The organism is Reyranella sp. (assembly GCF_965249915.1).
Taxonomy (GTDB): Bacteria; Pseudomonadota; Alphaproteobacteria; order Reyranellales; family Reyranellaceae; genus Reyranella.
Genome location: NZ_OZ252257.1, coordinates 2032163 through 2059066 on the forward strand (window position 1 = coordinate 2032163; position 26904 = coordinate 2059066).

At 66.1% G+C, this 26904-nt stretch carries 23 protein-coding genes; 8 read left to right on the top strand and 15 right to left on the bottom strand.

All coding sequences use genetic code 11. The features are described from left to right. Positions 1–9: 9 nt before the first annotated feature. The 4 genes from ACP15H_RS10180 to ACP15H_RS10195 all read right to left on the bottom strand — a co-directional run bounded on the left by ACP15H_RS10180 (position 10) and on the right by ACP15H_RS10195 (position 3895). Complete coding sequence (locus ACP15H_RS10180) at positions 10–594, bottom strand: GNAT family N-acetyltransferase (protein WP_425066070.1); 585 nt, start codon at positions 592–594, stop codon at positions 10–12. Between the two features lie 51 nt (positions 595–645). Continuing rightward, positions 646–1485 carry a TauD/TfdA dioxygenase family protein gene (locus ACP15H_RS10185; RefSeq protein WP_425066071.1) on the bottom strand — a complete coding sequence of 280 codons (840 nt, stop codon included), beginning with the start codon at positions 1483–1485 and terminating at the stop codon, positions 646–648. A gap of 95 nt (positions 1486–1580) precedes the next feature. Next, the gene (locus ACP15H_RS10190) at positions 1581–2543 is read right to left on the bottom strand and encodes a Bug family tripartite tricarboxylate transporter substrate binding protein (protein WP_425066072.1); all 963 of its coding nucleotides are present in this window, start codon (positions 2541–2543) and stop codon (positions 1581–1583) included. Then, positions 2540–3895 (bottom strand): arylsulfatase, encoded by a 1356-nt coding sequence (locus ACP15H_RS10195; protein WP_425066073.1) that lies wholly within the window; start codon positions 3893–3895, stop codon positions 2540–2542. The genes ACP15H_RS10190 and ACP15H_RS10195 overlap by 4 nt, the downstream gene beginning before the upstream one ends. A gap of 103 nt (positions 3896–3998) precedes the next feature. Here ACP15H_RS10195 and ACP15H_RS10200 point away from each other — a divergent pair, with 103 nt between their 5' ends. Beyond that, complete coding sequence (locus tag ACP15H_RS10200) at positions 3999–4904, top strand: LysR family transcriptional regulator (protein WP_425066074.1); 906 nt, start codon at positions 3999–4001, stop codon at positions 4902–4904. Here ACP15H_RS10200 and ACP15H_RS10205 read toward each other — a convergent pair. Further along, a complete protein-coding gene (locus tag ACP15H_RS10205; protein ID WP_425066075.1) occupies positions 4901–5410 on the bottom strand; it encodes a hypothetical protein in 510 nt (169 codons plus the stop codon). The two genes, ACP15H_RS10200 and ACP15H_RS10205, sit on opposite strands and share 4 nt — an antisense overlap. Positions 5411–5455: 45 nt before the next feature. Between ACP15H_RS10205 and ACP15H_RS10210 the strand changes: the two genes are divergently transcribed. Then, the gene (locus ACP15H_RS10210) at positions 5456–6505 is read left to right on the top strand and encodes an alkaline phosphatase D family protein (RefSeq protein ID WP_425066076.1); all 1050 of its coding nucleotides are present in this window, start codon (positions 5456–5458) and stop codon (positions 6503–6505) included. Positions 6506–7063: 558 nt separating this feature from the next. On the opposite strand, the gene ACP15H_RS10215 is transcribed toward ACP15H_RS10210, so the two are convergent. Then, positions 7064–8050, bottom strand: a complete 987-nt coding sequence (locus ACP15H_RS10215) for a tripartite tricarboxylate transporter substrate-binding protein (protein ID WP_425066077.1) — start codon at positions 8048–8050, stop codon at positions 7064–7066. Positions 8051–8085: 35 nt separating this feature from the next. Continuing rightward, positions 8086–9159 carry a tartrate dehydrogenase gene (locus tag ACP15H_RS10220; protein ID WP_425069881.1) on the bottom strand — a complete coding sequence of 358 codons (1074 nt, stop codon included), beginning with the start codon at positions 9157–9159 and terminating at the stop codon, positions 8086–8088. A 108-nt stretch (positions 9160–9267) separates the two neighbouring features. Between ACP15H_RS10220 and ACP15H_RS10225 the strand changes: the two genes are divergently transcribed. Genes ACP15H_RS10225 through ACP15H_RS10240 form a run of 4 tightly spaced genes read left to right on the top strand, consistent with a single transcriptional unit; the run spans position 9268 to position 13307 of the window. Further along, on the top strand, positions 9268–10953 hold the full coding sequence (locus tag ACP15H_RS10225) for an N-acyl-D-amino-acid deacylase family protein (RefSeq protein WP_425066078.1): 1686 nt from the start codon (positions 9268–9270) through the stop codon (positions 10951–10953). A 27-nt stretch (positions 10954–10980) separates the two neighbouring features. Next, positions 10981–11283, top strand: coding sequence for a putative quinol monooxygenase (locus ACP15H_RS10230; protein ID WP_425066079.1), 303 nt, complete (start codon positions 10981–10983; stop codon positions 11281–11283). Next, entirely contained in the window at positions 11280–12089 is an 810-nt protein-coding gene (locus ACP15H_RS10235; protein WP_425066080.1) for a phytanoyl-CoA dioxygenase family protein, read from the top strand. Before ACP15H_RS10230 ends, ACP15H_RS10235 begins: the two co-directional genes overlap by 4 nt. Before the next feature lie 30 nt (positions 12090–12119). Beyond that, positions 12120–13307: a TMEM43 family protein gene (locus ACP15H_RS10240; protein ID WP_425066081.1), complete on the top strand. Its 1188-nt coding sequence runs from the start codon at positions 12120–12122 to the stop codon at positions 13305–13307. Positions 13308–13310: 3 nt separating this feature from the next. On the opposite strand, the gene ACP15H_RS10245 is transcribed toward ACP15H_RS10240, so the two are convergent. Then, positions 13311–13973 carry a TetR/AcrR family transcriptional regulator gene (locus ACP15H_RS10245; RefSeq protein ID WP_425066082.1) on the bottom strand — a complete coding sequence of 221 codons (663 nt, stop codon included), beginning with the start codon at positions 13971–13973 and terminating at the stop codon, positions 13311–13313. Between the two features lie 110 nt (positions 13974–14083). On the opposite strand from ACP15H_RS10245, the gene ACP15H_RS10250 reads away from it, so the two are divergent. Both ACP15H_RS10250 and ACP15H_RS10255 read left to right on the top strand, forming a co-directional pair. Further along, positions 14084–15238 carry an efflux RND transporter periplasmic adaptor subunit gene (locus ACP15H_RS10250; RefSeq protein WP_425066083.1) on the top strand — a complete coding sequence of 385 codons (1155 nt, stop codon included), beginning with the start codon at positions 14084–14086 and terminating at the stop codon, positions 15236–15238. Positions 15239–15279: 41 nt separating this feature from the next. Beyond that, positions 15280–18384: an efflux RND transporter permease subunit gene (locus ACP15H_RS10255; protein WP_425066084.1), complete on the top strand. Its 3105-nt coding sequence runs from the start codon at positions 15280–15282 to the stop codon at positions 18382–18384. A gap of 151 nt (positions 18385–18535) precedes the next feature. Here the strand turns inward: ACP15H_RS10255 and pcp are convergent, their stop codons facing one another. From pcp to ACP15H_RS10290, 7 genes are all read right to left on the bottom strand, one after another. Continuing rightward, positions 18536–19177: a pyroglutamyl-peptidase I gene (gene pcp / locus ACP15H_RS10260; RefSeq protein ID WP_425066085.1), complete on the bottom strand. Its 642-nt coding sequence runs from the start codon at positions 19175–19177 to the stop codon at positions 18536–18538. Positions 19178–19248: 71 nt separating this feature from the next. After that, the gene (locus ACP15H_RS10265) at positions 19249–20046 is read right to left on the bottom strand and encodes an FAD binding domain-containing protein (RefSeq protein ID WP_425066086.1); all 798 of its coding nucleotides are present in this window, start codon (positions 20044–20046) and stop codon (positions 19249–19251) included. A gap of 15 nt (positions 20047–20061) precedes the next feature. Then, a complete protein-coding gene (locus ACP15H_RS10270; RefSeq protein ID WP_425066087.1) occupies positions 20062–22446 on the bottom strand; it encodes a xanthine dehydrogenase family protein molybdopterin-binding subunit in 2385 nt (794 codons plus the stop codon). A 3-nt stretch (positions 22447–22449) separates the two neighbouring features. Continuing rightward, positions 22450–22935, bottom strand: coding sequence for a (2Fe-2S)-binding protein (locus tag ACP15H_RS10275; RefSeq protein ID WP_425066088.1), 486 nt, complete (start codon positions 22933–22935; stop codon positions 22450–22452). Between the two features lie 266 nt (positions 22936–23201). Further along, positions 23202–23663 (bottom strand): SRPBCC family protein, encoded by a 462-nt coding sequence (locus ACP15H_RS10280; RefSeq protein ID WP_425066089.1) that lies wholly within the window; start codon positions 23661–23663, stop codon positions 23202–23204. Between the two features lie 22 nt (positions 23664–23685). Beyond that, the gene (locus ACP15H_RS10285) at positions 23686–25617 is read right to left on the bottom strand and encodes a hypothetical protein (protein WP_425066090.1); all 1932 of its coding nucleotides are present in this window, start codon (positions 25615–25617) and stop codon (positions 23686–23688) included. Positions 25618–25680: 63 nt separating this feature from the next. Further along, entirely contained in the window at positions 25681–26778 is a 1098-nt protein-coding gene (locus ACP15H_RS10290) for a M14 family metallopeptidase (RefSeq protein WP_425066091.1), read from the bottom strand. Positions 26779–26904: the final 126 nt, after the last annotated feature.

A 26904-nucleotide genomic window follows, 5' to 3' on the forward strand; every position in this document is an offset into this window, starting at 1 on the left:
GCGCTCGCGCTACCCAGGACTTCTTCTGTTCCTGAGATACTCCTGCCACAGCGGTCGCCATTGTTCCTGCGTGACGACGAGCACGACTTCGTCGCAACGTTCTCCATCCTGCCGTCGGATCCACTTTGGAAGTCGCCCTACTTCCTCGTAGCCGTTCTTGCGGGCGTAAGCGAGGCTGCGCTTGTTGTCGTCCATCACGCGTGAGCGGACGGCATACAAATCGAGTGCATTGAAGGCGAAGTCGAGCAGCAGCATCTTCGCTTCGGTTCCGTAGCCCTTGCCGAGATGATCCGCCTCGCCGATCGTTGTGCTGGTGGTGGCCGTGCGGTGTGCCCAATCGACCTCGTGCAGGCCGATCCAACCGATGAGTTTGTTGTCCTCGATCGTCACGATGCCGACGGCAAACTCCGTCGTCGAACCCGACAGCCTGTCCAGCCATTCCTCCTGTGCCTTTTCCATGAGAGGAAAGGCCCGCGCCAATCGGTACTGGGTTATTTCCGGATCATTCATCCAGCGCCGGATTGCCGGGATGTCGGCTCGCTGGAGAGGACGCAACAGTACGTGCTCACCTTTGCGGAAGACGACGTCGCTCATCTATTCATTCCTTTGTCACCAGTCGGAGCTGGTCAGGCGGCGGTCAATTACTCAGAAGGGCCGATCGCCCTCGATCAGCACGCGCTGCATGATCCGCGGCTCTCCCACCGGATAGTCGATCACGACGCGATGCATGGTGGCGCGATTGTCCCAGACGACGATGTCGCCCCGGCTCCAGACATGGCCGAAATGGTGCTGCGGCTTGCGTGCCTCGTCGGCCAGCTCGTCGAGCAAGGCGTCGCTCTCGGCCCGCTCCAGCCCGACGATGCGGTCGAGCCGGTTGGGGTTGAGGTACAGCGCCTTGCGGCCGGTCACCGGATGGGTGCGGACGAGCGGATGCTCGACATCCGGCGTTTCGGCAATCTCCTCCGGCGTGCGGGGCGACGGCCGGTTGCGGGCGCGCGGCGTATCGTAGCCGTGGATGGCGCGCCTGCCGTCGATCCGCTTCTTCGTCGCCTCCGGCAGGGCCTCGTAGACCGAATGCATGTTGCAGAACCAGGTGGCGCCGCCTTTGCTCGGGATCTCGATGCCGTGCAGCAGAGTCGCCTTGGCGGGGACCGCGAAATAGGAATCGTCGGTGTGCCAGTCCTCGGCCCGGATCGCCGTCTTGTCGGTCGTGCCGTCGTCCATCAGCGTGCTCACCATCACCGAGACTTCCGGGACGGCGCCGCTCCGCTTGTAGCGCAGCAACTGGACCTGCGGCCGGCCGAACGCCGCCGCGAAGTCACGGGTCTGTTCCGGCGTCATCGGGGCTCCGGGAATCACGACCAGCAGATGCTCGGCGAGCACCTCGTTCAACAGCGCCGCCACCGCGGGCTGGTTCGCTGTGGCGCGATCGAGTCCTTCGATGCGCGCGCCCAGGGCGGCTTCGTTGGGAACGACTTCCGGCATGGTCCTGCGTCTCCCGTCGGTTGACTGCGTCGCTCGAGCCTAACGCAGGAACGGCCGGCCGCACAAAGGGGCGAGCCGGAGAGCGGAAGGACGCCCTACTCGGCCTTGAAGTTCAGTTCCCTGGTTAACGTGCCGAAGCGGCGATAGTCGTTCTTCAACAGAGCATCGAGGTCCTGGGCCCTGCCGCCGACCGGCCGCATCGCTGCGCCGGCGTAGATTTCCCGCAGCCGCACATCCTGCAGCGCCGCGTTCACCTCGGCATTGAGCCGATCGAGGATGGCGGGCGGCACCTTCGCCGGCGCCAGCAGCGCCATCCACTGGTCGACGACGACGTCGTAGCCCAGCTCCTTCAGGGTGGGCACGTCGGGCAGCGCCGGCGATCTCTCGGCCGTGGTGACCGCCAGGATGTGGATCCGGCCCGACTTCTGATAGGGGATCAGCGGCGCGATCCCCAGTACCGCGAGCTGGACCTGCCCGGCGAGAAGGTCGTTCACCGCCTGGCCGCCGCCGCGATACGGCACATGCAGCATCTTCAGACCGGAGACGCGGGCGAACCATTCGCCGGCGAAATTCTGCGACGAGCCGATACCCGACGTGGCGTAACCGATGGGCTCGGGCTTCGTGCGACCGAGCTCGACGAGCTGCTGCAGCGTGGTCACGCCCAGCGACGGATGCACGGCGATCACCAGCGGCTGCGACGAGAGCTGGGCGATCGGCGCGAAGTCGCGGATCGGATCGTAATTGGGCGGCGGGTCGAGATGCGGCTGCAGGCCGAGACTGTCGGTCCCCGCGAGCAGCGTATAGCCGTCGGGGGCCGCCTTCGCCGCGAAGTCGTAGCCGATGCGGCCGGCCGCGCCCGGCTTGTTGTCGACCACGACCGAGACGCCGAGTTGCTGCGACAGCCGGTCCGCCAGCGGGCGCACGGCGGTGTCGGTGGTCCCGCCGGAGGGAAAGGGCACGACGATGCGGATGGGCTTGTTCGGCCAGTCCTGTGCCGCGGCGGCGAAGGCCGAGAGCGCGAAGCAGCCGGCGAGGAACGGGAGGAGCGCCCGCCTCATGTGCCCGCCTTCCCGCCCGGCACGAACCCGTCCGGCGCGCCGGGTGGAATCGGCGGATGTGCCTTGAGGCTCTCCTGGAACGATTCGATCAGGCGGCGGATCGGGCCGCGCACCCATCCTTCGTCCATGTTCGCGTCGGTCTCCTCCTTCGGATCCTTCACGAGATTGAACAGGTAGGGCGTCTCCAGCTTGATCGGCCCTTCGTTGGGCTCGACCTCCCACATGAGATGCATCTTCCAGTCACGCCATTTCACCGCGCGCAGCTCGGTCTTGATATAATAGGGAAATCCCTCGCGTGCGGACTTCGGCTGCTCGCCCAGGAAGAAGCCGAGCTGGTCGATGCCGTCGATCGGCCGGTCGGTCGGCAGCCGGGCGCCGGCGACCTTGGCCAGGGTCGGATAGAGATCGGTGATGTGCAGCACCTCCGTCGAGCGACGCGGCGCGATGCGGCCCGGCCATCGCAGGATGAACGGGACCCGAAGCCCGCCCTCCATGGCCGTGTGATAGGTGCCGCGCCAGGGCCCGGCGGTGCCGCGCCACGGCCGCCGGAACTCCGGCCCGTTGTCACTGCCGAACAGCACCAGCGTGTCCTCGCGCAAGCCAAGGCGGTCGATCGCATCCAGCATCTCGCCCACCCGATGGTCCATCTCGGCCATCGCATCGGCGAAGTCGCCGGCACCGGTGCGCCCCGCGAAGTCGGGATGCGGCAAGGTCGGGAAGTGCAGTTGCGTCAGCGGCACATAGGCGAAGAACGGCCGGCCGACACCTGACTGGCGCTCCATGAAGTCGATCGTCCGGCGCGTCAGCTCCCCGTCGATCAACCGGCGCTGCTCGAGATCGTAGACCGCGAGGTCGCGCGCCGGCGCGCCTTTCACGCCTTCCATCACATAGGGCATCGGCACGATCGTGGGATCAAAGCCCGGCGCCGCCGTGAACATGGCCTCGTTCGACGTGCGCGGAATGCCGTACCATTCGTCGAAGCCGCGATCCTTGGGCAGGCGCCCTTCCCGATCGCCCAGATGCCATTTGCCGAAGCAGGCGGTGGCGTAGCCTGCGCCCTGCAGCAGCTCGCCGATCGTGATCTCCCAGGGGATCAGGCCCTGCGGCAGGCCGGCCGGCACGGACTGCATCGCCCCGGTCCGGATCGGATGGCGGCCGGTCATCAGCGCCGAGCGGGTCGGCACGCAGTCGCTCTCGACGTTGAAGTTGAGGCAGGTCAGGCCTTCCGCTGCCAGAGCGTCGATCCGCGGCGTCGGCGCGCCGCGCAGGACGCCGCCGCCGTAGCAGCCGAGTTCCCCCCATCCGAGATTGTCGGCCAGGATCAGCAGGATGTTGGGCGGGCGAACGGTCACGGGTCACGCTCCTCTGAAAGACGCACGAAGAGTGACAGCGGAACGGTCTTGTATAAAATGCAAACAACGGACCGGCTGTTGCGATATCAGCAAGAGGTATTGGATGAAGCTGCAGGCGCTCCGGCTCTTCCTGCGCATCATGGAACTCGGAAGCCTCGGGGCTGCCGCCCAGTCCCTGAACATGAGCCAGTCCGCGGCAAGCCGCCTGCTCGCGGGGCTCGAACACGGCACCGGGCTGCGGCTCTTCCACCGTGACCGCATGCGCCTCGTGCCGACGACCGAGGGCACGTCCTTCTTTGCCGAGGTGCGGCGCGTTCTGGTCGCGATCGACGATCTGCCTCGCGTCGCCCAGCGCGTCGCCGGCGGCACGCGCGTACGCCTTCGGATCGTGAGCATGCCGCGCTTCGCCGCCAGCCTGCTCGCGCCGGCCGTCGCCCGTTTCCATCGCGATCATCCCGAGGTCGAGGTCGACGTCGCAATCATTCATCGCCGCGAACTCGAACTGGCCGTCGCCAACCAATCCTTCGATCTGGGGATCGGCGCCCTGCCTTTGGACAATCCCGGCATCGAGGCACATCCGCTGCTGAGCCTGCCGGCGGTGGTCGTCCTGCCGGCGCATCATCCCCTCGCCCGGCGCAAGTCGCTCGGCGTTCGCGATCTTGCCGCAGAGACCTTGATCGTACTCGGGCCCGGTACCCAGCTGCGCCACGACGTCGAGGCCATGTTCGCGGCCGAAGGCGCTGCCATCCGCCCGACAATCGTCGTCGATTCGCTCGAGTTCGCCTGCCGTCTCGTCGGACAGGGCGCGGGCGTCACGATTGCCGATCCGCTGACGCCCGCCGCTGTCGGCGCCGGACGTCTCGTCCTGGTGCCGTGGCGGCCTCGAACCCTGTTCCACGTCGGCGTACTCCTGCCGGCGCTGATGCCGCCCTCGCGTTCGGTCGAGCAGTTCCTGGAGGCTCTGCGGCGCGCGGGCAAGGAACTCGGCGGCCGCCTCGCCTCCGCCTAGCGCGCGAGCAGGCCTGTCAGCAATCCCGACAGCCAGCGGCGCAGACGCTGCACCATGGCCTTCGTCTTCTGCCAGGCTGGCAGGGACTGGACGAAGGCATAGAGCCTGTCGCGCCATTTGAAGACCCAGGTCTCGGAGGCGAGGAACCAGGGCATCGTCACCAGGGTGGGGCGCAGGATCTTGTAGAGGCGCGCGACCAGCGCGGTCGCGAGAACCTTGCCGAGCAGGATGCTGGCGGTCGCCAGGGCGAACTTTCCATGCAGCGCGAAACCGACCGCCGCCAGCTTGATCGGCAACACAAGCGTGGAGGGCGCCACGAAGGCGATCAGGGCGGCCCACGGCGGCAGGCGTGCGAACCAGGCTTCCAGGCGGGCGACCGGCGGCCAGTTGGCGAACGCCGCCATGGCGACGCCCAGGTAATGCAGCAGAACGTCCTCGATGAAGACGATCGCCGCCGCCAGGGGCATCAGCACCAGTTCCAAGGCGCGCTTCAGATGGCGTTTCATGCTGCCGCCATTCAACCCACACAAAATGTCATTATGGTGTTTAGCATGTTCACCCGCCGTACCCTCGCCCGCCTTATCGGCGCTGCTTCGCTGGCTCCCGCCTCTTCCCTGGCGCAGCCGCAAAAGCCCCTGTCCCGGATCGCGTTCGGTTCGTGCGCGAAGCAGACCCTGCCCCAGCCGATATGGGAGCCCATCCTCAACTACCGGCCGGACCTCTTCATCTTCGCCGGCGACAATGTCTATGGCGACTTCAATGCGCCGGATGCAGCAGATCTGAAGCGTGCCTACGAGGAAGCGAGGCACATCGCGGGTTACACGAAGCTGCTCGAGACGGTCCCCCATCTCGCCGTCTGGGACGATCACGATTACGGCGTCAACGACGGCGGCGGGGAGTTCGCGCACAAGGCGCTGTCGAAGGACCTCTTCCTCGAGTTCTGGAAGGCTCCGGCAAACGATATCCGCCGCACGCGCGGCGGCATCTACGATTCGCGCATCATCGGTCCGCCGGGAAAGCGCGTGCAGGTGATCCTGCTCGACGTGCGCTGGTTCCGCTCGCCGCTGAAGATCACGGACAAGCGCGGCGCGGCGGGCAAGCAGCGCTACCTGCCCGACCCCGATCCGGCGAAGACGATGCTGGGCGCCGAGCAATGGGCCTGGCTGGCGGGAGAACTGCGCAAGCCGGCCGAGCTGCGCCTGCTCGTGTCGAGCACGCAGGTCCTCGCCGAAGGCCATGGCTGGGAGCGCTGGGGCAATTTCCCGCTCGAAAGGCAGAAGCTCGTCGATACGATTCGCGAGAGCGGCGCCAAGGGTGTCGTGCTGCTGTCCGGCGACCGTCACATCGGCGCGCTCTATCGCGAGACGCCCGACGGGCTCTACCCGCTGTACGAGGCCACGTCGAGCGGCCTCAACATGGTCTATTGGGCCGCCAAGGAGCCCGGCCCCAATCGCCTCGGCCCGCTCTTCGCCGCCGCCAACTTCGGCGTGGTCGAAATCGACTGGCCGGCCCGCAAGCTCCTGCTGGCGCTACGCGACGAAAGCGGCGACACGCGGCGCGCCGTCGACATCGACTTCAGTGCACTCGGCATCGCCACCTGAATGCCCTAATTGAATCCGGGGATGGGCAATCGCTGCGGCGCGTAACCGGGACCATGGCGGTGTCCACCGCCGGTTTCCAAAGGAAGCTGCATGCAATCGGTGAAAGCCCTCACCTCGATCCCCCTGCTCGCACTGGCGCTCGCCAGTACCTCGGTCCGCGCACAGGACGGGCCGGCGCCGCCGTCCCGCCAGGCATCGACGGAGGCGCCCTCCGGCCGTCCCGAAGGGCAGCCTCCGCAAGGAAGGTCAACCGACGCTCGACAGACACCGCCGGGCGAGCGGACCGGATACGGCCGGCCTCCTTCCGACGCTTCGCGCCCGGCTCAGCCGGGCCAGCCGCCCTCCGGTGACCGAGGAGGAAACGGCCGGCCTCCACCCGACTCGTCGCGCATGGGCCAGCAGGGTCAGCCGCCGCAACCGATGTCAGGCCAACCGCGCGATCAGGAAAGGCCCCCGTCCCGCCAGCAGCCGCCAGCCGGCTCGAGTGCCGCAAACCCCGGTTGATGGCGCAAAAAAAGGGCCGCCTCCGCGGCGGCCCTTTATGCATTCCGGGGTGCGTTACTGCGGCTGGACGCCGGCCGCCTTGATGGCGGGCACCCACTTGTCGATCGAGGCCTTGAGCTGGTCACGCAGCGCTTCGGGTGTCGCGTCCTTCGGCTCGGGCAGATCGACTGCCTGCTCGATCAGGCGCGCGCGCACCTTCTCGTCGCTGAGCGCGGTGACCAGCGCCTTGTTGAGCGTCTCGATGACGTTCTTCGGCGTGCCCTTGGCCACGAAGAAGCCGTTCCAGATCGTGACCTCGTAGCCCTTGAGGCCGGACTCGTCGATCGTCGGGACGTCGGGGAGCTGCGGCAGGCGCTTCAGCGTGCTGACGCCCAAGGCCTTGATGTTGCCACCCTGAATCTGAGGCAACACGTTCACCGCCTGGTCGACCATGTAATCGAACTGGCCGCTCACCAGGTCGTTCAGCGCCGGACCGGTCCCCTTGTAGGGGATCTCGAGCACGTCGACCTTCATCATGCTGTTCAGCATCAGGCCGCCGAGATGCGAGGCGGCGCCGATGCCGGCCATGCCGTACTGCGCCTTCTTCTGGTTGGCCTTCACATAGGCCTCGAACTCCTTGAAGTTCTTGGCCGGCAGATCCTTCTTGGTGACCAGCACCATCGGGTTCGTGCCGCCGAGACCGACCGGCTCGAGGTCCTTCTGGCTGTCGTAGGGCAGCGTCTTGTAGAGCGCGATGTTCACCGCGAGGGTGCCCATGTGTGTGAACAGGATCGTGTAGCCGTCCGGTGTCGCCTTGGCGGCCTTGTTGACGCCGATCGTGCCGCCGGCACCGCCGACATTCTCCACGATCATCGTCTGGCCGAGCGCCTCGCCCATGCGGGCGGTCAGCACGCGCGCCAGCGCGTCGGTCGGGCCGCCGGCCGCGAACGGCACGACGACGGTGATCGGCTTCGTCGGATAGGCCGTCTGGGCCATCGCGCCCATAGGCGCGGCCGCCAGGGCAACGGCGGCGGCGGTCGTCAGCAGGTTGCGTCTCTTCACAGGCTTACCTCCCAAGAATCACTGTAACGCGGCTGCTACACCGTCTTCACGAGCTCTGCAATGGCAGCGCCCACGGTTTTGGTGTCGCCGTTGCCGCCCAGATCCTTGGTCCGGGGACCGCCCTCGACGAGGGAGGCCGCAATTGCCCGTTCGATCGCCTCGGCAGCCTCCGGATAGCCCAGGTGACGAACCATCATCGCGCCCGACCAGATCTGGCCGATCGGGTTGGCGATGCCCTTGCCCGCAATGTCGGGTGCCGAACCGTGAACCGGCTCGAACATCGACGGATACTTGCGCTCCGGGTTGATGTTGCCCGACGGCGCCACGCCGATCGAACCGGTCAGCGCCGGGCCGAGGTCGGAGAGGATATCGCCGAACAGGTTGGAGCCCACCACCACGTCGAACCAGTCCGGGTTGCGCACGAAATGCGCCGTCAGGATGTCGATGTGATACTGGTCCGCCTTGATGTCGGGATACTTCTTGCGCATCACCTCGAAGCGCTCGTCCCAGAACGGCATGGTGTGGATGATGCCGTTGGACTTGGTGGCCGAGGTCACATGCTTCTTCTTCGTCGTGCTGGCGAAGTCGAAGGCGAACTTGAGGATCCGGTCGACGCCCTTGCGCGTGAAGATGGACTGCTGAATGGCCATCTCGTCGTCGGTGCCCTGGAACATGCGGCCGCCGATCGAGCTGTACTCGCCCTCGGTGTTCTCGCGCACCACCCAGAAGTCGATCTCGCCCGGCTTGCGGTTGGCGAGCGGCGACGGCACGCCTTCGAACAGGCGCACCGGGCGCAGGTTCACGTATTCGTCGAAGTCGCGACGGATCGGAATCAGCAGGCCCCACAGCGAAACGTGATCGGGCACGCCCGGCCACCCCACGGCCCCCAGGAAGATGCTCTCGAAGGCCTTGAGCTGCTCCATGCCGTCGTCCGGCATCATCTTGCCGGTCTTCACCAGACGGTCGCACGACCAGTCGAAATCGGTGAACTCGAGTTGGAAGTTGAAGCGCCGCGCCACGGCCTCCAGAACCTTCACGCCTTCCGGCAGAACTTCCTTGCCGATTCCGTCACCCGGAATGAGCGCGATCTTGTGCTTGGCCATCATAATCCTCCCGAACCGCGCGGAACGTAGCAGCGCGACCTTGCCATGCAAGCACGGCATTGCCCCTGCGACGCACCCGCGCCAATATGAACAAGCGTTTACCCCGGAGTGGCCATGACCTTCGACCTAAAGATAACCGGCGGCACCATCATCGACGGCACCGGCAAGCCGGGCTTCGCCGGCGATCTCGGCATCAAGGACGGCAAGGTCGTTGCACTCGGGAAGGTCGATGGATCGGCGGCGCAGACGATCGATGCCACGGGCAAGGTCGTCGCCCCGGGCTTCGTCGACGTGCATACGCATTACGACGCCCAGATCCTGTGGGATCGCATGCTCACCATCTCGCCCTGGCACGGCGTCACCACGACGGTGATCGGCAATTGCGGCTTCGGTGTCGCGCCGACCCGGGAAATCCACCGCAAGATGATCATGCAGACCCTGGAAAAGGTCGAGGGCATGAGCCTCGAGGCGCTGGAAGCGGGGCTCGGCACGGACTGGCCGTTCGAGACCTTCCCACAATATCTCGATGCGCTGGAGACGCGCGGCTCGGCGATCAACGTGGCGGCCCTGTTCGGCCACACGCCGCTGCGCCTCTACGTGATGGGCGAGGAATCGACCGAGCGCGCCGCGACCGCCGACGAGGTCGGCACGATGAAGAAGCTGGTGCGCGAGGCGATGGAAGCCGGCGCCATCGGCTTCGGCACCTCGGTGTCGGTCAGCCACAACGGCTACGCCGGAAAGCCGGTGCCCAGCCGCCAGGCGACGCCCGAGGAAATGGATGCCCTCGTCTCGGTCATGGGCGAGATGAAGCGCGGCCTGATGCAGATCACCATCGGCCGCGATTTCTCGACCCGCCACATGGCCGAGGTCAGCCGCAAGTACAACATCCCGGTCACCTGGACCGCCCTGCTCTCCCACCTCTACGGGCCGGGCGGCCATCGCAAGCAGCTCGATCTCGCCGCCGAGCAGCGCAAGTCCGGCGCCATGGTGATCCCGCAGGTGAGCTGCCGGCCGCTCAACTTCGAGGTCACGTTCGCCGAACCGTTCATCTTCGACGTGATGCCGTTCATGAACGAGTTGGCGAAAGCCGACGCGAAGGATCCCGGCGCACGCCGCCGCGCCTATGCCGATCCGGCCTGGCGCGAAAAGCTGCGCAGCGAGGTCACCCCGCTCTTCCAGAAATGGTGGGACCGCGTGGTCATCTCGTGGTCGCCATCGCATCGCGAGCTCGAAGAGATGCCGCTGGCCGTGGCGGCCGCCCGGCTGGGCAAGGATCCGGTCGATCTCGCCCTGGACATCTCGCTGGCCGACGATCTGCAGACCCGCTTCCGCATGGCCGTCATGAACTTCGACGAGAAGGAAGTGGCCGAACTGATCACCGATCCGAACACGATCATCGCCCTCTCCGACGCCGGCGCCCATGCCAGTCAGCTCTGCGACGCCTGCTACTCCACCCACCTGCTCGGCCACTGGGTACGCGACCGCAAGGTCTTCACGCTCGAGGAGGCGGTGCACAATCTCACGCAGCGCCCGGCCGAGATGTTCGGCATCACCGATCGCGGCGTGCTGGCCGAAGGCCGCCCCGCCGACGTCGTGGTGTTCGATCCGAAGACCGTGAGCCCCGGCCCGCTGAAGCGCGTCTACGACATGCCGGCCGGCGCCGACCGTCTCGTCTCCGAAGCCAGCGGCATCGACGCCGTCATCGTCAACGGCAAGGTCATTCGCCAGAACAACAAGGATACCGTCGCGGCCAACGACAAGCTGCCCGGTCGTCTGCTAAGACACGGCCGCGCCGCCTAGCGACCAAGAAGCCACAGGGAGAAGATCATGATCCACGTCATCGCCATCATCACGGCCAAGCCCGGCAAGCGCGACGAAGTCCTGAAGAACTTCAAGGACAACGTCCCGGCCGTGCATGCCGAGAAGGGCTGCATCGAGTACGGCGCGACCGTCGACATCGATGGCGGTCCGTTCGCCAAGTTCGGTCCCGACACGTTCGTCGTCGTCGAAAAGTGGGAGAGCATGGACCACCTCAAGGCCCATGGCGCGTCGGAGCACATGAAGGCCTATGCAGTCAAGAACAAGGACCTGCTCGCCGATCGCGCCGTCCACGTCCTGCAGAACGCTTGATCTCCGTCACTGAAACGGACGTCGCCGCGTACGAACGCGACGGCGTCGTCTGCCTGCGCGGCGCCTTCGATGCCGTGTGGGTTGGAATCCTGTGCGAGGCGGTCGAGCGAGACCTCCTCAAGCCTGGACCCCACGCAACCAATTTTGCCGAAGGCAGCTCGTCGGGCAGGTTCTTCGGCGACATGTTCATGTGGCGGCGGGACAACGATTTCCGCCTTGCCGCCACCACGTCGCCGGCCGGAGAAATCGCCGCCGCCCTCATGCAGTCGGAGAAGGTCGACTTCTTCTACGACCAGCTGTTCGTGAAGGAGCCCGGCACGGCGCATCCCACGCCGTGGCATCAGGACCAGTCCTACTGGCCCATTACAGGCCGGCAGATCACATCGGTCTGGATCGCCCTCGACGATATCGACCACAGCAACGGCGCGGTCGAATTCATCGCCGGCTCCCATCGCTGGGGAATCAACTACCGGCCGACGCCTTTCCGCAAAGGACACGAAGCCAAGTTCACGTCGAGCGACCTCGTCCAGATCCCGGACATCGACGCGGACCGGAGCAAATTCGACATCCGGTCCTGGAAGATGGAGCCGGGCGACTGCCTGGTATTCCACGCGATGATCGTGCACGGCGCGCCGGGCAACGATACGCCGGGCGCACGGCGTCGCGGCCTGTCGCTGCGCTACACCGGCGACGATGCCCGCTACGATCCGCGGCCCGGCACCTTCCAGTTCCCCTACACACCCGATCTCGCCGCGGGCGCGCCGATGACCTGCGACCTCTTCCCGAGGGTCTGGCCGAGGCGTTAGTCTCCGCGCCCGTTCCCGAGGGCAGGTTCAATGGAAGAGCGCGGCGTCGATCAAATCACCGAGGTCACCAGCACATCGTGGTTCGCACGGCTCGGGCAGGCGATCGTCGGTGTCTTCATCGGCCTCATCTTCATCGTCGTGTCGATCGGCGTGCTGTTCTGGAACGAGGGCCGCGCGATCCGAACGGCGCAGGGTCTGGCCGAAGGCGCCGGTATCGTGCGCAGCGTGCCGGCCGAAGCGGTCGACCCCGCGAACGACGGCAGGCTGATCCATGTGAGCGGCATGCTCTCGACAGCCGGCCCGGTGTCCGATCCCGACTTCGCCATGAGGGTGCGCGGCGTACGGCTCGACCGTCATGTCGAGGTCTATCAGTGGAAGGAAGAGACCCACAGCGAGAGCCATACCCGCCTCGGCGGCGGCGAGGAGCGCACCACGACCTACAAGTATGTGCGTACCTGGTCGGACAAGCCCATCGACTCCGACCGCTTCAAGGAGCCGCGCGGCCATACCAACCCGGTGATGACCTACCAGTCGCGCGAGTCGCTGGCGCCGGGCACGCGCCTCGGCGCCTTTGCGGTCCCTGAGTCGCTGCTGCGGGGTTTCGGCGAGCCAAGGCGGCTGGCGGCGACGGATGCCCAGGTCAACGCCCTGCAAAACCGCGTCACCAAGCCGGTCACGGTCAACGACGGCATTCTTTATGTCGGTCGCGATCCCTCCGAACCGGCGATCGGCGACATGCGGATCTCTTTCTCGGAAGTGCCAGTGCAGCCGGCCACCGTGGTCGCGGCACAGGCCGGTTCCGGCTTCGCGCCCTTCCCCACCCATACCGGCACGACGGTCGAGTTGATCGCGGCCGGCAGCGTGCCCGCCAAGGTCATGTTCCAGCATGCCGAGGAGGAGAACGTCGCCATGACCTGGGTACTGCGCCTGATCGGCGTGATCTTCATGATGATCGGTTTCAACTTCGTGCTGCGCCCGCTGGCGGTCGCGGGCAGCGTCATCCCGCTGCTGGGCGCCGTGATCGGCGCCGGCACGTTCCTGGTCGCGCTGGTCTGCACGGTGGCGATCGCACCGATCGTGATCGCCTTCGGATGGCTGTGGTACCGACCCTTGATCGGGATCGGCGTGCTGGCGGTCGGGGCGGCTGCGACCTGGGGCCTGATACGGCTGCTGCACACGCGGGCGGCGAAGAAGAAGGCTGCGCAGCCCGCGGCCTGATCGTCAGTCGCCCCTGATGATGCCCTTCATCACGATGTCGAGCATGCCGGTGCCCAGCAGGTCGCGGTTGGACCATGGGAAGTCGGCCTTCAGGATCAGGGCCGAGGCGACGCCGTGCATGGCCATCCAGCAGAGCTCCGCGCAGGTGTCCGCCGGGTAATTGAGCTTGAGGCCCGACGCCTCGGCTTCGGCGATGATAGAGACGAGGCGCTGAAACACGAGGGCGCCCCCGATGCCGGGCCGCGTCGGATCGTCCGTCGGCATGCGGTGTCCGAGCTTACGGACCGATTCGGGAATGTTGGTCCCCAGGAAGATCAGCTTGTACTCGTCGGGATGGGCGAGGCCAAACTTGAGATAGGCCTCGCCGAAGCGCCGGATGCGCTCGCGCGGATCGCTGACGGTGGCCTCGATCTCGCTGATGCTCCCGATCAGGTACCCGAAGGTCTGATCGCAGAGCGCGAGCATCATCTGCTCCTTGTCCTGGAAGTAGAGGTACAGCGCGGGCGCGGACACACCGACCCGGTCCGCGATCCTGCGGATGGTGGTCGCCTCGTAGCCCTGCTCCAGAAACAATTCCTTGGCAGCCTGGAGGATTTCCTCGCGGCGGGTATGACCCTCGCCGCGCTTCTTCCGGCCGCCGGTCGCCGCTGTCGAAAAAGCGCTCACCGGGGTTCTCCTACCCTTGACTCTTATATGAACGTCGATAACTTATCAATGGTCAGTTAACGGCGTTTAGATTATTGAGTTCATAGTAAACGTCCGAAGGAAGCCCCGCCATGCGTCTCCCCAACGTCCGGATTCCCCACAAGTTTCCCCTGAAACTCGTCGTGTTCGGAGCGGTCGGCGTGGCCCTCGCTGGCGGAGCCTTCGCCGCCGTCTCCCTCGTCGGCACTGCCCATCGTCCCTCAGCCGGCAGCGAACCGGTCATCCGGCCGGCCCGGGTCGCCGAAATCGCCTACAGGAAGCAAAGTCAGGCTCTGCTACTGGCCGGCACGGTCGTGCCCCGCATCGAGAGCACCCTGGGCTTCCGCGTCGCCGGCAAGATCATCCAGCGCTCGGTCGATGTCGGCGCCGTGGTCAAGCCGGGCGATGTCATCGCGTCCCTCGATCCCTCCGATTACAAGCTCGCCGTCGACAATGCGCGTGCCGCCCTCGCCTCGGCGGAAGCCGACTATGTGCGCGCCAAGGCCGACCACGAGCGCTACCTGAACCTGCGCGGCAGCATGGCCTTCGTGCCGCAGACGCTCGACCAGCGCCAGTCGCTGGCCTCGACTGCCCTTGCCCGCGTCGACCAGGCGAAGAGCCAGCTTTCCTCGGCCGAGAACAACCTCGCCTATACGGTGCTGCGCGCCGATGCGGCAGGTGTCGTCACGGCCGTGCAGGCCGAGGTCGGCCAGGTCATGGCGCAGGGCCAGGGCGTCGTCCGGCTCGCTCGACTGGACGAGCTGGAGATCGTGGTCGGTGTCCCGGAGCATCGCCTTAAGGTCGTGCGCGAAAACCCCACCGCCACTTTCGAACTGTGGTCCGATCCAGGCCGGCATCATGCCGCCAAGCTGCGTGAGCTGTCGCCCAGCGCCGATCCGGTGACCCGCACCTATGCCGCCCGCTTCAGCGTCCTCGAGCCGCCCGAGTTCATCGGGCTCGGCATGACCGCGACCCTGGGCTTCGAGCGGCCGGATGCGACGCCGGTCGCCGAGGTTCCGCTCTCCGCCATCTTCCAGCGCGGCACGCAGCCCGCGGTCTGGGTGGTCGATCGCGACACCGGCACGGTCGAACTTCGGCCCGTCACCATCGCACGGTGGCGCGACGACACGGCGGCCATCCTGTCGGGCGTCAAGGAGGGCGAGCTGATCGCCACCGCCGGCGTGCACAAGCTCGAGACCGGCCAGAAAGTGAAGCCTCTCCAGCAGCAGCAACAGGCGGCACGCTAGCGGCCTCGCCCCGCCCGCTTCGCTCCAAGAGGAGACGATCCATGACGACGCGCACCAATCTCTCGGCGCTCGCGCTGAAGTACAGCACGCTCACCGTGTTCTTCATGATCGCGCTGACGCTGGCCGGCTTCTACGCCTTCTTCAATCTCGGCCGCGCCGAGGACCCGCCCTTCACCATCAAGCAGATGGTCGTGTCGGCGGCCTGGCCCGGCGCCACCGCGCGCGAGGTCGAGCAGCAGGTCACCGAGAAGATCGAGACCAAGCTGCAGGAACTCCCCTACTTCTACAACGTCCAGAGCTACACCAAGCCCGGCGAGACGGTGATCTACGTCTCGCTGCGGGACGACACCCCGCCGGGCCGGGTCGCCGACCTCTGGTACCAGGTGCGCAAGAAGGTGGGCGACATCAAGAGTTCGCTGCCGCAGGGCGTGGTTGGCCCCTTCTTCAACGACGAGTACGGCGACACCTACAGCATGATCTGGGCCTTCGAGGCCGACGGATTCTCGCCGGCCGAGGTCAAGGAGATCGCCAAGGCGGTGCGCCAGCGCCTGCTGCGCGTGCCGGACGTCACCAAGGCCGACCTGTTCGGCCTCCAGGATGAAAAGATTTACATCGAGTTCAGCCACACCCGGCTCGCCATGCTGGGCGTGCCGGTCGACCAGATCCTCGAGGTGGTGCGCCGGCAGAACGCGATCGTGGCCACCGGCACGGTCGAGACCAAGGGCGAGCGCGTGGCCGTCAGGGTCGACGGTGCGCCGACTTCTGCCGAGCAGCTCATGGCGCTACCGTTCACCGCCAACGGCCAGACGCTCACCCTGGGCGACGTGGCCGAGATCAAGCGCGGTTACCAGGATCCCCGCCAGCTCTCCATGCGCTTCAACGGCAAGGCGGTGATCGGCCTCGGCGTCGTCATGGCGCCGGGCGGCAACGTCGAGAAGCTGGGTGTCGCGCTCGACAAGACGATGAAGCAGGTCGAGGCCGACCTGCCGGTCGGGATCACGGTGCATCGCATCGCCAACCAGCCCGAGGTCGTCGCCAAGTCGTTCGAGGAATTCAGCTCCTCGCTGCTCGAGGCGCTTGCGATCGTGCTGGTGGTCTCCTTCGTCAGCCTCGGCATCCGCACCGGCGTGATCGTGGCCCTCTCCGTGCCGCTGGTGCTGGCCATCACCTTCGTCGGCATGCTGATCCTGGGCATCGACTTCCAGCGCATCTCGCTCGGCGCGCTGATCATTGCGCTGGGCCTGCTGGTCGACGACGCGATCATCGCCGTCGAGATGATGATGGTGAAGCTGGAACAAGGTGCCAGCCGCATGGAGGCCGCGACCTACGCCTACACTTCCACCGCCTTCCCCATGCTGACGGGAACGCTGGTGACGGCCGTGGGCTTCGTGCCGGTGGGCTTCGCCCGCTCCGGCGCCGGCGAATACACCAACTCGATCTTCTGGGTAGTCGGCCTGTCGCTGATCATCTCGTGGTTCGTGGCCGTCCTGTTTACGCCGTGGATGGGCTATCACCTGCTGCCGACTCCCAAGGTCCAGCACCACGATCCGTATAACGGCCGGCTCTACACGCTCTTTCGCAAGATGGTCACGTGGTGCGTCACCTGGCGCAAGACCACGATCGTCATCACGGCGCTGGCCTTCGTCGGCTCGATCGCGGCCTTCGGCCTGGTGTCCAAGCAATTCTTCCCGACCGCCAACCGGCCGGAGCTGATCGTCGACATGAAACTGGCGCAGGGCGCCTCGTGGGCGGCGACCGACGCCGAGATAGGCAAGCTCGAAACCTGGCTCGCCAACAGCGCCGACGTGGCCTCCTACACCGCCTATGTCGGCGCCGGCAGCCCGCGCTTCTATCTGCCGACGGTCCCTGAGCTCTCCAATGCGAATTTCGGCCAGATCATCGTCATGACCAAGGATCTGGTGGCCCGCGAGCGGGTCGTCGCCGCTCTCGACGACCTCTTCAAGAAGGACTTCGAAGCCGTCCGCGCCCGCGTGCAGCGGCTGCAGAACGGCCCGCCGGTCAGCTACCCCGTCATGTTCCGCGTGCTGGGCGACGACCCGCAGAAGGTGCGCCAGGTGGCGGAACAGGTGCGCCAGGTGTTCAAGGCCGACCCGGCGACGCGCGACGTCAACTTCGACTGGAACGAACTCGCCAAGACGGTGCGCCTCGAGGTCGACCAGGCGAAAGCGCGCGCGCTCGGCGTCGATTCGCAGGCGCTGGGCAACACGCTGCAGACCCTTCTCACGGGCATCAACGTCACCCAGTATCGCGAACGCACCGAGTCGATCGATGTCGTCGCCCGCGCGGTCGCGCCGGAACGGCTGAGCGTCGAGGGGCTGGAGGCGATCAACCTGCGCACCTCGACGGGCGGCGTCGTCTCGCTGGCCCAGCTCGCGACGCTGAAGTTCGAACTCGAGGAGCCGATCCTGTGGCGGCGCAACAAGGACCTGCTGATGACCGTCCGCGCCGGTGTCGCCGACGGCGTACAGGGACCGGACGTCGCCGCGCGCATCGACAAGGCGCTGGCGCCGGTCCGCGCCAGCCTGCCGCCCGGTTACCGCATCGAGGTCGGCGGCGACCAGGAGGAATCGGCCAAGAGCCAGGCCTCGATCTTCAAGATGATGCCGCTGATGGCCTTCCTGATGATCCTGTTCCTGATGCTGCAGCTCCAAAGCTTCTCGAAGCTGGCGCTGGTGCTGCTGACCGCTCCGCTCGGCCTGATCGGCGTGTCGCTGTTCCTGCTGCTGTTCAACCAGCCGTTCGGCTTCGTCTCGCTGCTGGGCGTGATCGCGCTCGCGGGCATGATCATGCGCAACTCGGTGATCCTGGTGGACCAGATCGACCAGGACATCGCCGCCGGCCACAGCAAGTGGGACGCGGTGATCGACGCCACGGTGCGCCGCGCCCGCCCGATCCTGCTGACGGCCGGCACCGCGATCTTCGCCATGATCCCGCTGTCGCGCAGCGTCTTCTGGGGTCCCATGGCCGTCGCGCTGATGGGCGGCCTGCTGGTCGCCACGGCGCTCACGCTCCTATTCCTGCCGGCGCTCTATGCCGCGTGGTTCCGGGTGAAGAAGCCGCAGGTGACCGCCCAGTCCTCGCCGGTCCACCACGCCCCGCCCCCGCTCGCGATCGCGGCGGAGTAGCCGCACGCTGGCCTAATAACTACTCCGTCATCTCGACCGGAGCGCGCAGCGCGGAGTGGAGAGATCTTCTCTCGACGATTTGCCGGCTTTTGGTCGAGCACAGGTCTCTCCGCTCCGCACCTTCGGTGCTCCGGTCGAGACGACGGGAGTTTTAGGAAATCCGGCCCTCGGCGCTGTGGATGTCCGTCGTCCGCGCCGCGCTTGTCGCGACGATGATCTCGATGCCGCGCACGATGTCGTCGAGGGCCATGGACGGCGCGCCGCCCAGCCGGGCGGCCTGCTCGGGTACGTAAGGAATGTGCAGGAAGCCGCCGCGCATCCTCGCCGGATGGCTCACGATGATGTCCATCAGCGAATAGAGGATATGATTGCAGACGAAGGTGCCGGCGGTGTTCGACACGGCGGCCGGGAGGCCCGCCTTCCGCATCTCCGCGACGGAGGCCTTGATCGGCAGGGTCGCGAAATAGGCCGCGGGGCCCTCAGCCAGCACGGGCACGTCGATCGGCTGATTTCGGTCGTTATCCGGGATACGGGCGTCCTGGACGTTGATTCCGATCCGCTCGAGGCAGAGCTCGGTGCGGCCGCCGGCCTGGCCGACGCACAGAACGATGTCGGGCTTCTCCTTTTCGATCGCCTTGCGGAGCACAATCGCGGACTTCGCATAGGACGTCGGAAGCACCGCGGTCACCACGGTCACCGTCCCGATCTTCTTCTTCAGCCGGCTCACCGCCAGCGACGACGGATTGACCGCGTCGCCGCCGAAAGGGTCGAAGCCCGTGACCAGAGCTTTCATTGTCTACTCACCTCAAACGAAAGGGCGCCCGGTAAGGGCGCCCCGACGTTAGTCCCTGAAACGGGGCACCGCTACTTGTTGGCCTTGTCGACCGCGCGGCGGGCCATCACGCCGACCAGGTGGGCGCGATATTCGGCGCTACCGTGGATATCGCTGTTCAGGCCGTCGGCCGGCACCTTGATGTCCTTGATGGCGTCCGACGAGAAGTTCTTGGAGAGCGCCTCTTCCATCGCCTTCACCCGGAAGACGCTGGGGCCGGCGCCTGTGACCGCGACGCGCACGCCCGCCGCCGTCTTGGCGACGAACACGCCGACCATCGCGTAGCGCGAGGCCGGATTCGGGAACTTCATGTACGCGGCCTTCTCGGCCTTCGGGAAGCTGATGGCGGTGATGATCTCGCCCTCGCCCAGCGCCGTCTCGAACAGGCCTTTGAAGAAGGCGTCGGCCGAATGCTTGCCGGTGTTGGTGATCACCGTGGCATTCAGCGCCACCACGGCCGCCGGATAGTCGGCCGCCGGATCGTTGTTGGCGACCGAGCCGCCCATCGTGCCGCGGTTGCGGACCTGCGGATCGCCGATATGGCCGGCCAGGTCGGCCAGCGCCGGAATGACCTTCTTCACGTCGGCCGATGTCGCGACGTCGCCATGCTTGGTCATGCCGCCGATGACGACGGTGTCGCCTTCGATCTTGATGCCGGCCAGTTCCTTGAGACCGCCGAGATCGACGACGTCGCTCGGCCGCGCCAGACGCTGCTTCAGCGTCGGGATCAGGGTCATGCCGCCCGACATCGGGCGGGCTTCTTCATTGCCCTTGAGCAGGGCGATCGCGTCGGCAACCGACTTCGGACGATGATAGGCAAAATCGTACATCTGGATTTCCTCCGTTTACTCGGCCGCCGCGTGCTGGGCGCCCTGGATCGACTGCCACACGTTGAGCGGCGTGGCGGGCATTTCCACGTGCTTGACGCCGATCGGCGCCAGCGCGTTGTGAACCGCGTTCATCACGGCCGCGGGCGCCGCAATGGCCCCCGCCTCGCCGCATCCCTTCACGCCCAGCGGATTGTGCGGACATGGGGTGACCTTGTAGCCGAGCTTGAACGACGGGAAGTTGTCGGCGCGCGGCATCGTATAGTCCATGAACGAGCCGCTCAGCAGCTGGCCCGTCGCCTTGTCGTAGACCGCACCTTCGAACAGCGCCTGGCCGACACCCTGGACGATGCCGCCATGGACCTGGCCCTCGACGATCATCGGATTGATGATGTTGCCGAAATCGTCGACCGCGGTATGGGCGATGACCTCGACGATGCCGGTCTCCGGATCGATCTCGACCTCGCAGATCTGGGTGCCCGACGGATAGACGAAGTTCGCCGGATCGTAGAAGGCGTTCTCGTCCATGCCCGGCTCGAGATCGGCGTGCGGGTAGTTGTGCGGCACGTAGGCGGCGAACACCGCCTGGGCCAGCGGCACGTTCTTGTCCGTGCCCGCCACCTTGAAGGTGCCGTCCTCGAACACGACGTCGGCCACGTCGGCTTCCATCAGATGCGCCGCGATCTTCTTGCCCTTGGCGATGATCTTGTCGGTCGCCTTCATGATCGCCGATCCACCGACGGCCAGCGAACGGCTGCCGTAGGTGCCCATGCCGAAGGGCGTGGTCGCGGTATCGCCGTGGACGATTTCGATCTGGTCCATCGGCACGCCCAGCCTGTCGTGGATCAGCTGGGCAAAGGTGGTCTCGTGTCCCTGGCCGTGGCTGTGCGCCCCGGTCATGACCTGGACATTGCCGGTCGGGTTGAACTTGATCTGTGCCGATTCCCACTGGCCGACGCCGGCACCCAGTGAGCCTACGACTTGCGACGGCGCGAGGCCGCAGGCCTCGATGTAGGACGAGAAGCCGATGCCGCGCAGCTTGCCGCGCGCCTTGGCCTCGGCCCGCCGGGCCTCGAAGCCCGGATAGTCGGCGATCTTCATTGCCTCGTCGATGATCGGCGGGTAGTTGCCCGAATCGTACTGCAGCGCCACCGGCGTCTGATACGGGAAGGCCGTCGTCGGGATGAAGTTCTTCCGGCGCAGCTCGGCCGGATCCATCTTCAGTTCGGCTGCCGCCTTGCTGACGATCGTCTCGATGACGAAAGTCGCCTCCGGGCGACCGGCGCCGCGATATGCATCCACCGGCGCCGTGTGCGTCACCGCCGCCTTGACGTTGGCATAGATGAGCGGCGTCGTGTACTGGCCGGCCAGCAAGGTCGCATAGAGATAGGTTGGGACCGCCGTCGAGAAGGTCGACAGGTAGGCGCCCATGTTGGCGATCGTTTCGACCTTGAGGGCCAGGAACTTGCCCTCCTTGTCGAGAGCAAGTTCGGCGTGGGTGACGTGGTCGCGACCATGGCAGTCGGTCTGGAACGACTCGCTGCGCTCGGCGGTCCACTTGATCGGCCGGCCGACCCGTGAGGCTGCCCAGCAGACCAGCGTCTCGTCGGCGTAGCAGAAGATCTTGCTGCCGAAGCCGCCACCGACGTCAGGCGCGATGACCCGCAGCTTGTGCTCGGGAATGCCCAGCACGAAGGCCGACAGGATCAGGCGCAGCACATGCGGGTTCTGCGAGGTCGACCAGAGCGTGTAGTTGCCCGTGCCCTTGTCGTACTCGGCCGCCGCGGCGCGCGGCTCCATCGCATTCGGGATCAGCCGATTGTTGACGATGTCCATTTTGGTGACGTGCGCCGCCTTGGCGAACGCCGCCTCGACATCGGCCTTCACGCCGATCTCCCAGTCGTAGATCAGGTTGCCCGGCGCCTCGGCGTGGACCTGCGGGGCGTCCTTGTCGAACGCCCTGGCGAGGTCGACGCTGGCCGGAAGCACCTCGTAGTCGACCTTGATCGCCTCGGCCGCATCCTTGGCCTCGTCATGGCTGTTGGCCACGACCATGGCGACGGTGTCGCCGACGTAACGCACGGTATCGACCGCCATCACCGGGTGCGGAGGCGCCTTGTGCGGCTCGCCGTGCTTGTCCTTCACCACCCAGCCACAGATCAGGCCGCCCACCTTGGCGTCGACAAGATCCTTGCCGGTGAAGATGTTGACGACGCCAGGACTCTTCTCCGCTGCCGAAATGTCGATGCTCTTGATCTTCGCATGGGCATGCGGCGAACGCAGGAAATACGCGTAGGTCGCCCGGGCGAGGGGCAGATCGTCGACATAGCGACCGGTCCCGGTGAGGAAGCGCTTGTCTTCCGTACGCGGGACGCGGGCACCGATTCCGGTGGCGGAGGTCATGGCTTACACCCCTGCGGTTTTCATAGCCGGCGCAGCGGCCAGGATTGCCTTCACGATGTTGTGGTAGCCGGTGCAACGGCAGAGATTGCCTTCGAGCTCGCGGCGCACCGTGGCCTCGTCGAGCACGTAGTTGTGGCGCTTCACCATGTCGATGGCGCTCATCACCATGCCGGGGGTGCAGAAGCCGCACTGCAGGGCATGATTGTCGCGGAAGGCTTCCTGCATCGGGTGCAGCTTGTCGGCGCTCGGGGCCAGACCTTCGATGGTCGTGACCTGCGCGCCCTCGGCCTGGACCGCGAGCATTGTGCAGGACTTCACCGACTGGCCGTCGACGTGGACGACGCAGGCGCCGCACTGGCTGGTGTCGCAGCCGACATGGGTGCCGGTCATGCCGAGATGTTCACGCAGGAACTGAACCAGCAGCGTGCGCGCCTCGACCTTGCCCGAGACGGACTTGCCGTTGACGGTCATGGCGACGGAAATGGTCATACTCAATCTCCCCTCACGTATTGGTTCGCGCGGCTGCGGCTATGCGCGGCCGCCGGGCATTGCCCACGACTCTCGCAAGCCCTTCACGTGGCGGTCAAGGGAATTGCAAGTTACGGTCGCTAACTGCTAACGACTCGCAAGAAAGACAAGGATCAGCACGGCGGCGCCGACACCGATGACGGTCCAGTGACGAAATCCGCGCTGCACTGCAGCAGACGGCACCGGAGGCGGCGGATCGCCTGACGGGCCCGACGTCGGCATCGTCATCACGCGGCCGCGACGGGCGGCGGAGCGCCGACGCTTTCGGCGAACTTGCCGAAGAACTGATCGGCCAGCTTCTTGGCCGTACCGGTGATCAGGCGGGCACCGACCTGGGCGATCTTGCCGCCGACCTGGGCATCGACCTCGTATTTCAGGATCGTATCACCGCCATCTTCCGTGAGGGCCACGACGGCGCCGCCCTTGGCGAAGCCCGCGACCCCGCCCTGCCCTTCACCGGAGATCCGGTAGCCGTTCGGCGGATCGATGTCGGAGAGCGTCACCTTGCCCGAGAACGCAGCACTCACCGGCCCGATGCGCAGGCGCACCTTGGCCGTCATCTCGGTGGGTGAAAGCATCTCCAGCGATTCGCATCCCGGAATGCAGGCCTGCAGAATGGCCTGGTCGTTCAGCGCCGCGAAAACCTTCTCCCGCGATGCCGCAATCCTGTACTCGCCCTTGATTTCCATCTCGCAACTCCCGGCTCAGCGCCTACCATTTGTTCGTATAGGAGTCCGGCGGCAATTCTGCCAGAGGCTCGCGTACGGAGACATAGATGGTGGCGATATAGGGCACGGCCATCAGCAGCGCCATGAACGCGAACCAGTTGGCCTGGGTGTTCCAGAGCAAGGTGCGGATGACCCAGCGGCCGCCATCGGCCGACACGAAACCGCCGGCGCCGCCATCATGCAGCTTGATCGCCCCTTCGGTGATGACCAGGACGACGGCCCAGAAGACCAGCATCGAGGCCAGCACGATCTCGGGGAGTACGGGCGCGAACCGGCTCATCCGCCGGTCCATCCGAACGGAGCCGCGGCTGCCGTCGTAGCCCAGCAGGCGGCCGAAGGAGAGCGCCTTGGCGACGCGATGATCGCGCACGACCGGATCGGTGCGCAGGATGGTGGTCGTCTTCCACAGCATCAGCACGATGCTCGGGATGACGAAGCTCCACATCGGGAAATCGCGGTAGCGGCCGTCGATCGCGATCTGGCGGAACCAGTCGCCGATGCGGATCACCCCGTCGTACCAGTCGATGCTGATCACGATCAGGTAGAAGATGCAGAGCAGCGTGAGGACGAGATAGAGCATCTGCGCCATCAGGTCGGCGCGCTGGACGATGCGGTAGCGCGGCAGCTCGCGCCAGGCCCGCCAGGAGTCGCGAACACGCGCGCCGTAGAGCGACGGGTCGGCCATTCGTCCGGTCAGGCTGTCGGCGATGCCCCGCAGCAGGGCGTAGCTGAAGAGGGCCAGCAGGATCGCCCAGAAGGCGATGCCGAGGGTCTTCTCGAAGTAGAAATTGCGGGTCAGGTCGACCCATGTCGCCTGCACGTAGCAGGTCGCCACGAGCTGGGCGAAGAAGGCGAAGAGGCAGATGCCCTTCCAGTCGCCGCCCTTGCGTCGGCTGACATAGGCGAGCACCAGCAGGGCGCCGGCGATCGTCGAAATCGTGAACAGGATCTGCCAGTGCGGCTCTGCCCTCACCGGCTTGCCCAGTTCGAACTTGTCGTGCCGCTGGGCGTCCAGCAGGCCCCATTCGGCACCCACGGTGCCCTCCTGCCGGGCCTTCCAGTACTGGTCGAACGCCTCGATGACGTTGTAGTCGAACCCTTCCCGCTCGGCGGCGCCGCGGAAGATCGAGAAGTACTTCACCTGCTCGACACGGCCCGGCCGCGCGTCGGAACGCATGCGGCCGTCGCTCGGCCAGCCGGTCTCGCCGATGACGATCTTCTTGCCGGGAAAGCGCGCCTGGACCTTCTTGTAAATGTCGACCAGGTGCTTCTCGATCGAGAGCTGGCCGTCGGCCTCGCGGCGGTCGAGCCCGATCGGCTCGTCCTCCCAGTACGGCAGGATGTGGATGGTGATGAAATCGACCTCGTCGGCCAGCGACGGGTTGCGCAGCCAGAATTCCCAGACGTCGGCGTAGGTCACCGGCTGGGTCACGCGCTGCTTCACCTGCCGGATGTAGCGGCGCAGCTCGTTGGCCGTGAGATCCTTGCGCAGCAGCACCTCGTTGCCGACGATCACCCGCTCGACCGTGTCCTTGTACTTGTTGGCATGGTCGATCAGCAGGTTGATCTGCTCGAGATTTTCCTTCTCGTTGTTGTTCAGCCAGGCGCCGTGCCAGACCTTGAGCCCGTATTTGCCGGCGCGCTGCGGCACCGTCTCTAGGTTCTCCCCCGAGGAATAGGTGCGCACCGCCCCCACCTTGCCCTGCAGGCGCTTCAGATCCGATTCGATCTGGTCCGGTGTGGGAAAGGTTCGGGTGAGCGGGCTCTGGCCCGGCCGGTAGGGGGCGAAGGATACGCTCTGGAGAGGCGCAGCGCTCCAGCCGGCGATATCCACCGGCCGGTTCGGAACCCACCACCACAGGAAATTGAGAGCCGCCACGACCGCGAAAGCCAGCAGCGCCACGAGTGCACGCATGGGGAGGCTTGTAGCAGGATCGCTGAGCGGGCGTATGGCTTTTCGAGGGCTTGTCCCCAAAAGCTAGAGCGGGCCGCGCTGAAGGCCGGCGATGGCCTGGCGCACGACCTGGTGGCCACGGAACAGCACGGCCTCCTTCCAGTCGTCGGTCTCCGGATAGAACTGGCGGCGCATCGCCTTGCGCACGGCCTCGGCCTCCTTGCCCAGCGGATCGCCATATTTGTGCAGCCAGTGGTCGGCGCGGAACGCCTTCTGGCCGCTCTCGCGATCGAAGGTGCCGTATTCCAGCGTGCACATGGTGAGCCGGGTCTGAGGCTCCTTGAGCACGCGGTTCAGGCCGTAATGGCCGAGCCCGTCGCGCGCCTGCGAGGCCGTCTGCCCTCGTTTCGATTCGGTGACCGACTCGCCCCAGAAATTGCGCACCCGGCGCGAGCCGCCGGTGCCGATGTCGTAATGCGTGATCGGCTCGCCGTAGCCGTAGGGGCCGAGGCCGGTATGGAAGTCGACCACCGCCACGTCCTCGCGGCCCTTGAGATAGCGGTCGACGATGGCATGCAGGGTGCGGTTCGACCAGGAGGCGCCGCCGCCGCCGAAGAACATGCCGTCGGCGTGGCTGTACTGCCCGCCCGAGACCGCGCGGAAGAACTCCACGTCGCCCACCTTCCGGCGATACGTCGCCAGCCGGGCATCGGCCGCCGCCCGCCCCGCGTCGCTGAAATCCGCCGGCACGAGATCATCGGCGATCTCCAGATACCCCTCGTTCACCGGATAGGGCTTGGAATGGTCGACATAGTTGCGGTTGAGGTCGTTGCCCTCCTCGGTCACGCGCCGCGTCCAGGCGAAGCCGTAGGGATTGATCGCGTGCACGAACAGCGCCGCGGTTCCCTTGGGCAGTCCCGAAGCGCCGACCGAGGCCAGCCAGTCGACCTGGAAACCCGAACCGCAATAGCCCTCGACGCCATGCGTGGACGAGATCGTCACCATCACCTTCGAGGCATCCGCCGGCCCGACCCAGGCGACGTCCGTCGACAGGGACTCACCCTTCGGGCCCTTGGTCGGATTGTCGTAGCGAAAGGTCCGGGCGTCGGCGAGCCTGGCCGCCGCCAGAAACTTGTCGCGCGCCTCGCTGTAACCGGCGGCGAAGGAAGCAATGTTGTTCATGGTCGACGATACCTTGCCCAAGGATACACGCATTTCAAAACACGTATCTAGACTCCCCCCCCCTGTTGTGCAGGCCGGAGAGATGTCGAACGCATACCAGATTAGCCTAGTTCAACGGCCGAGATC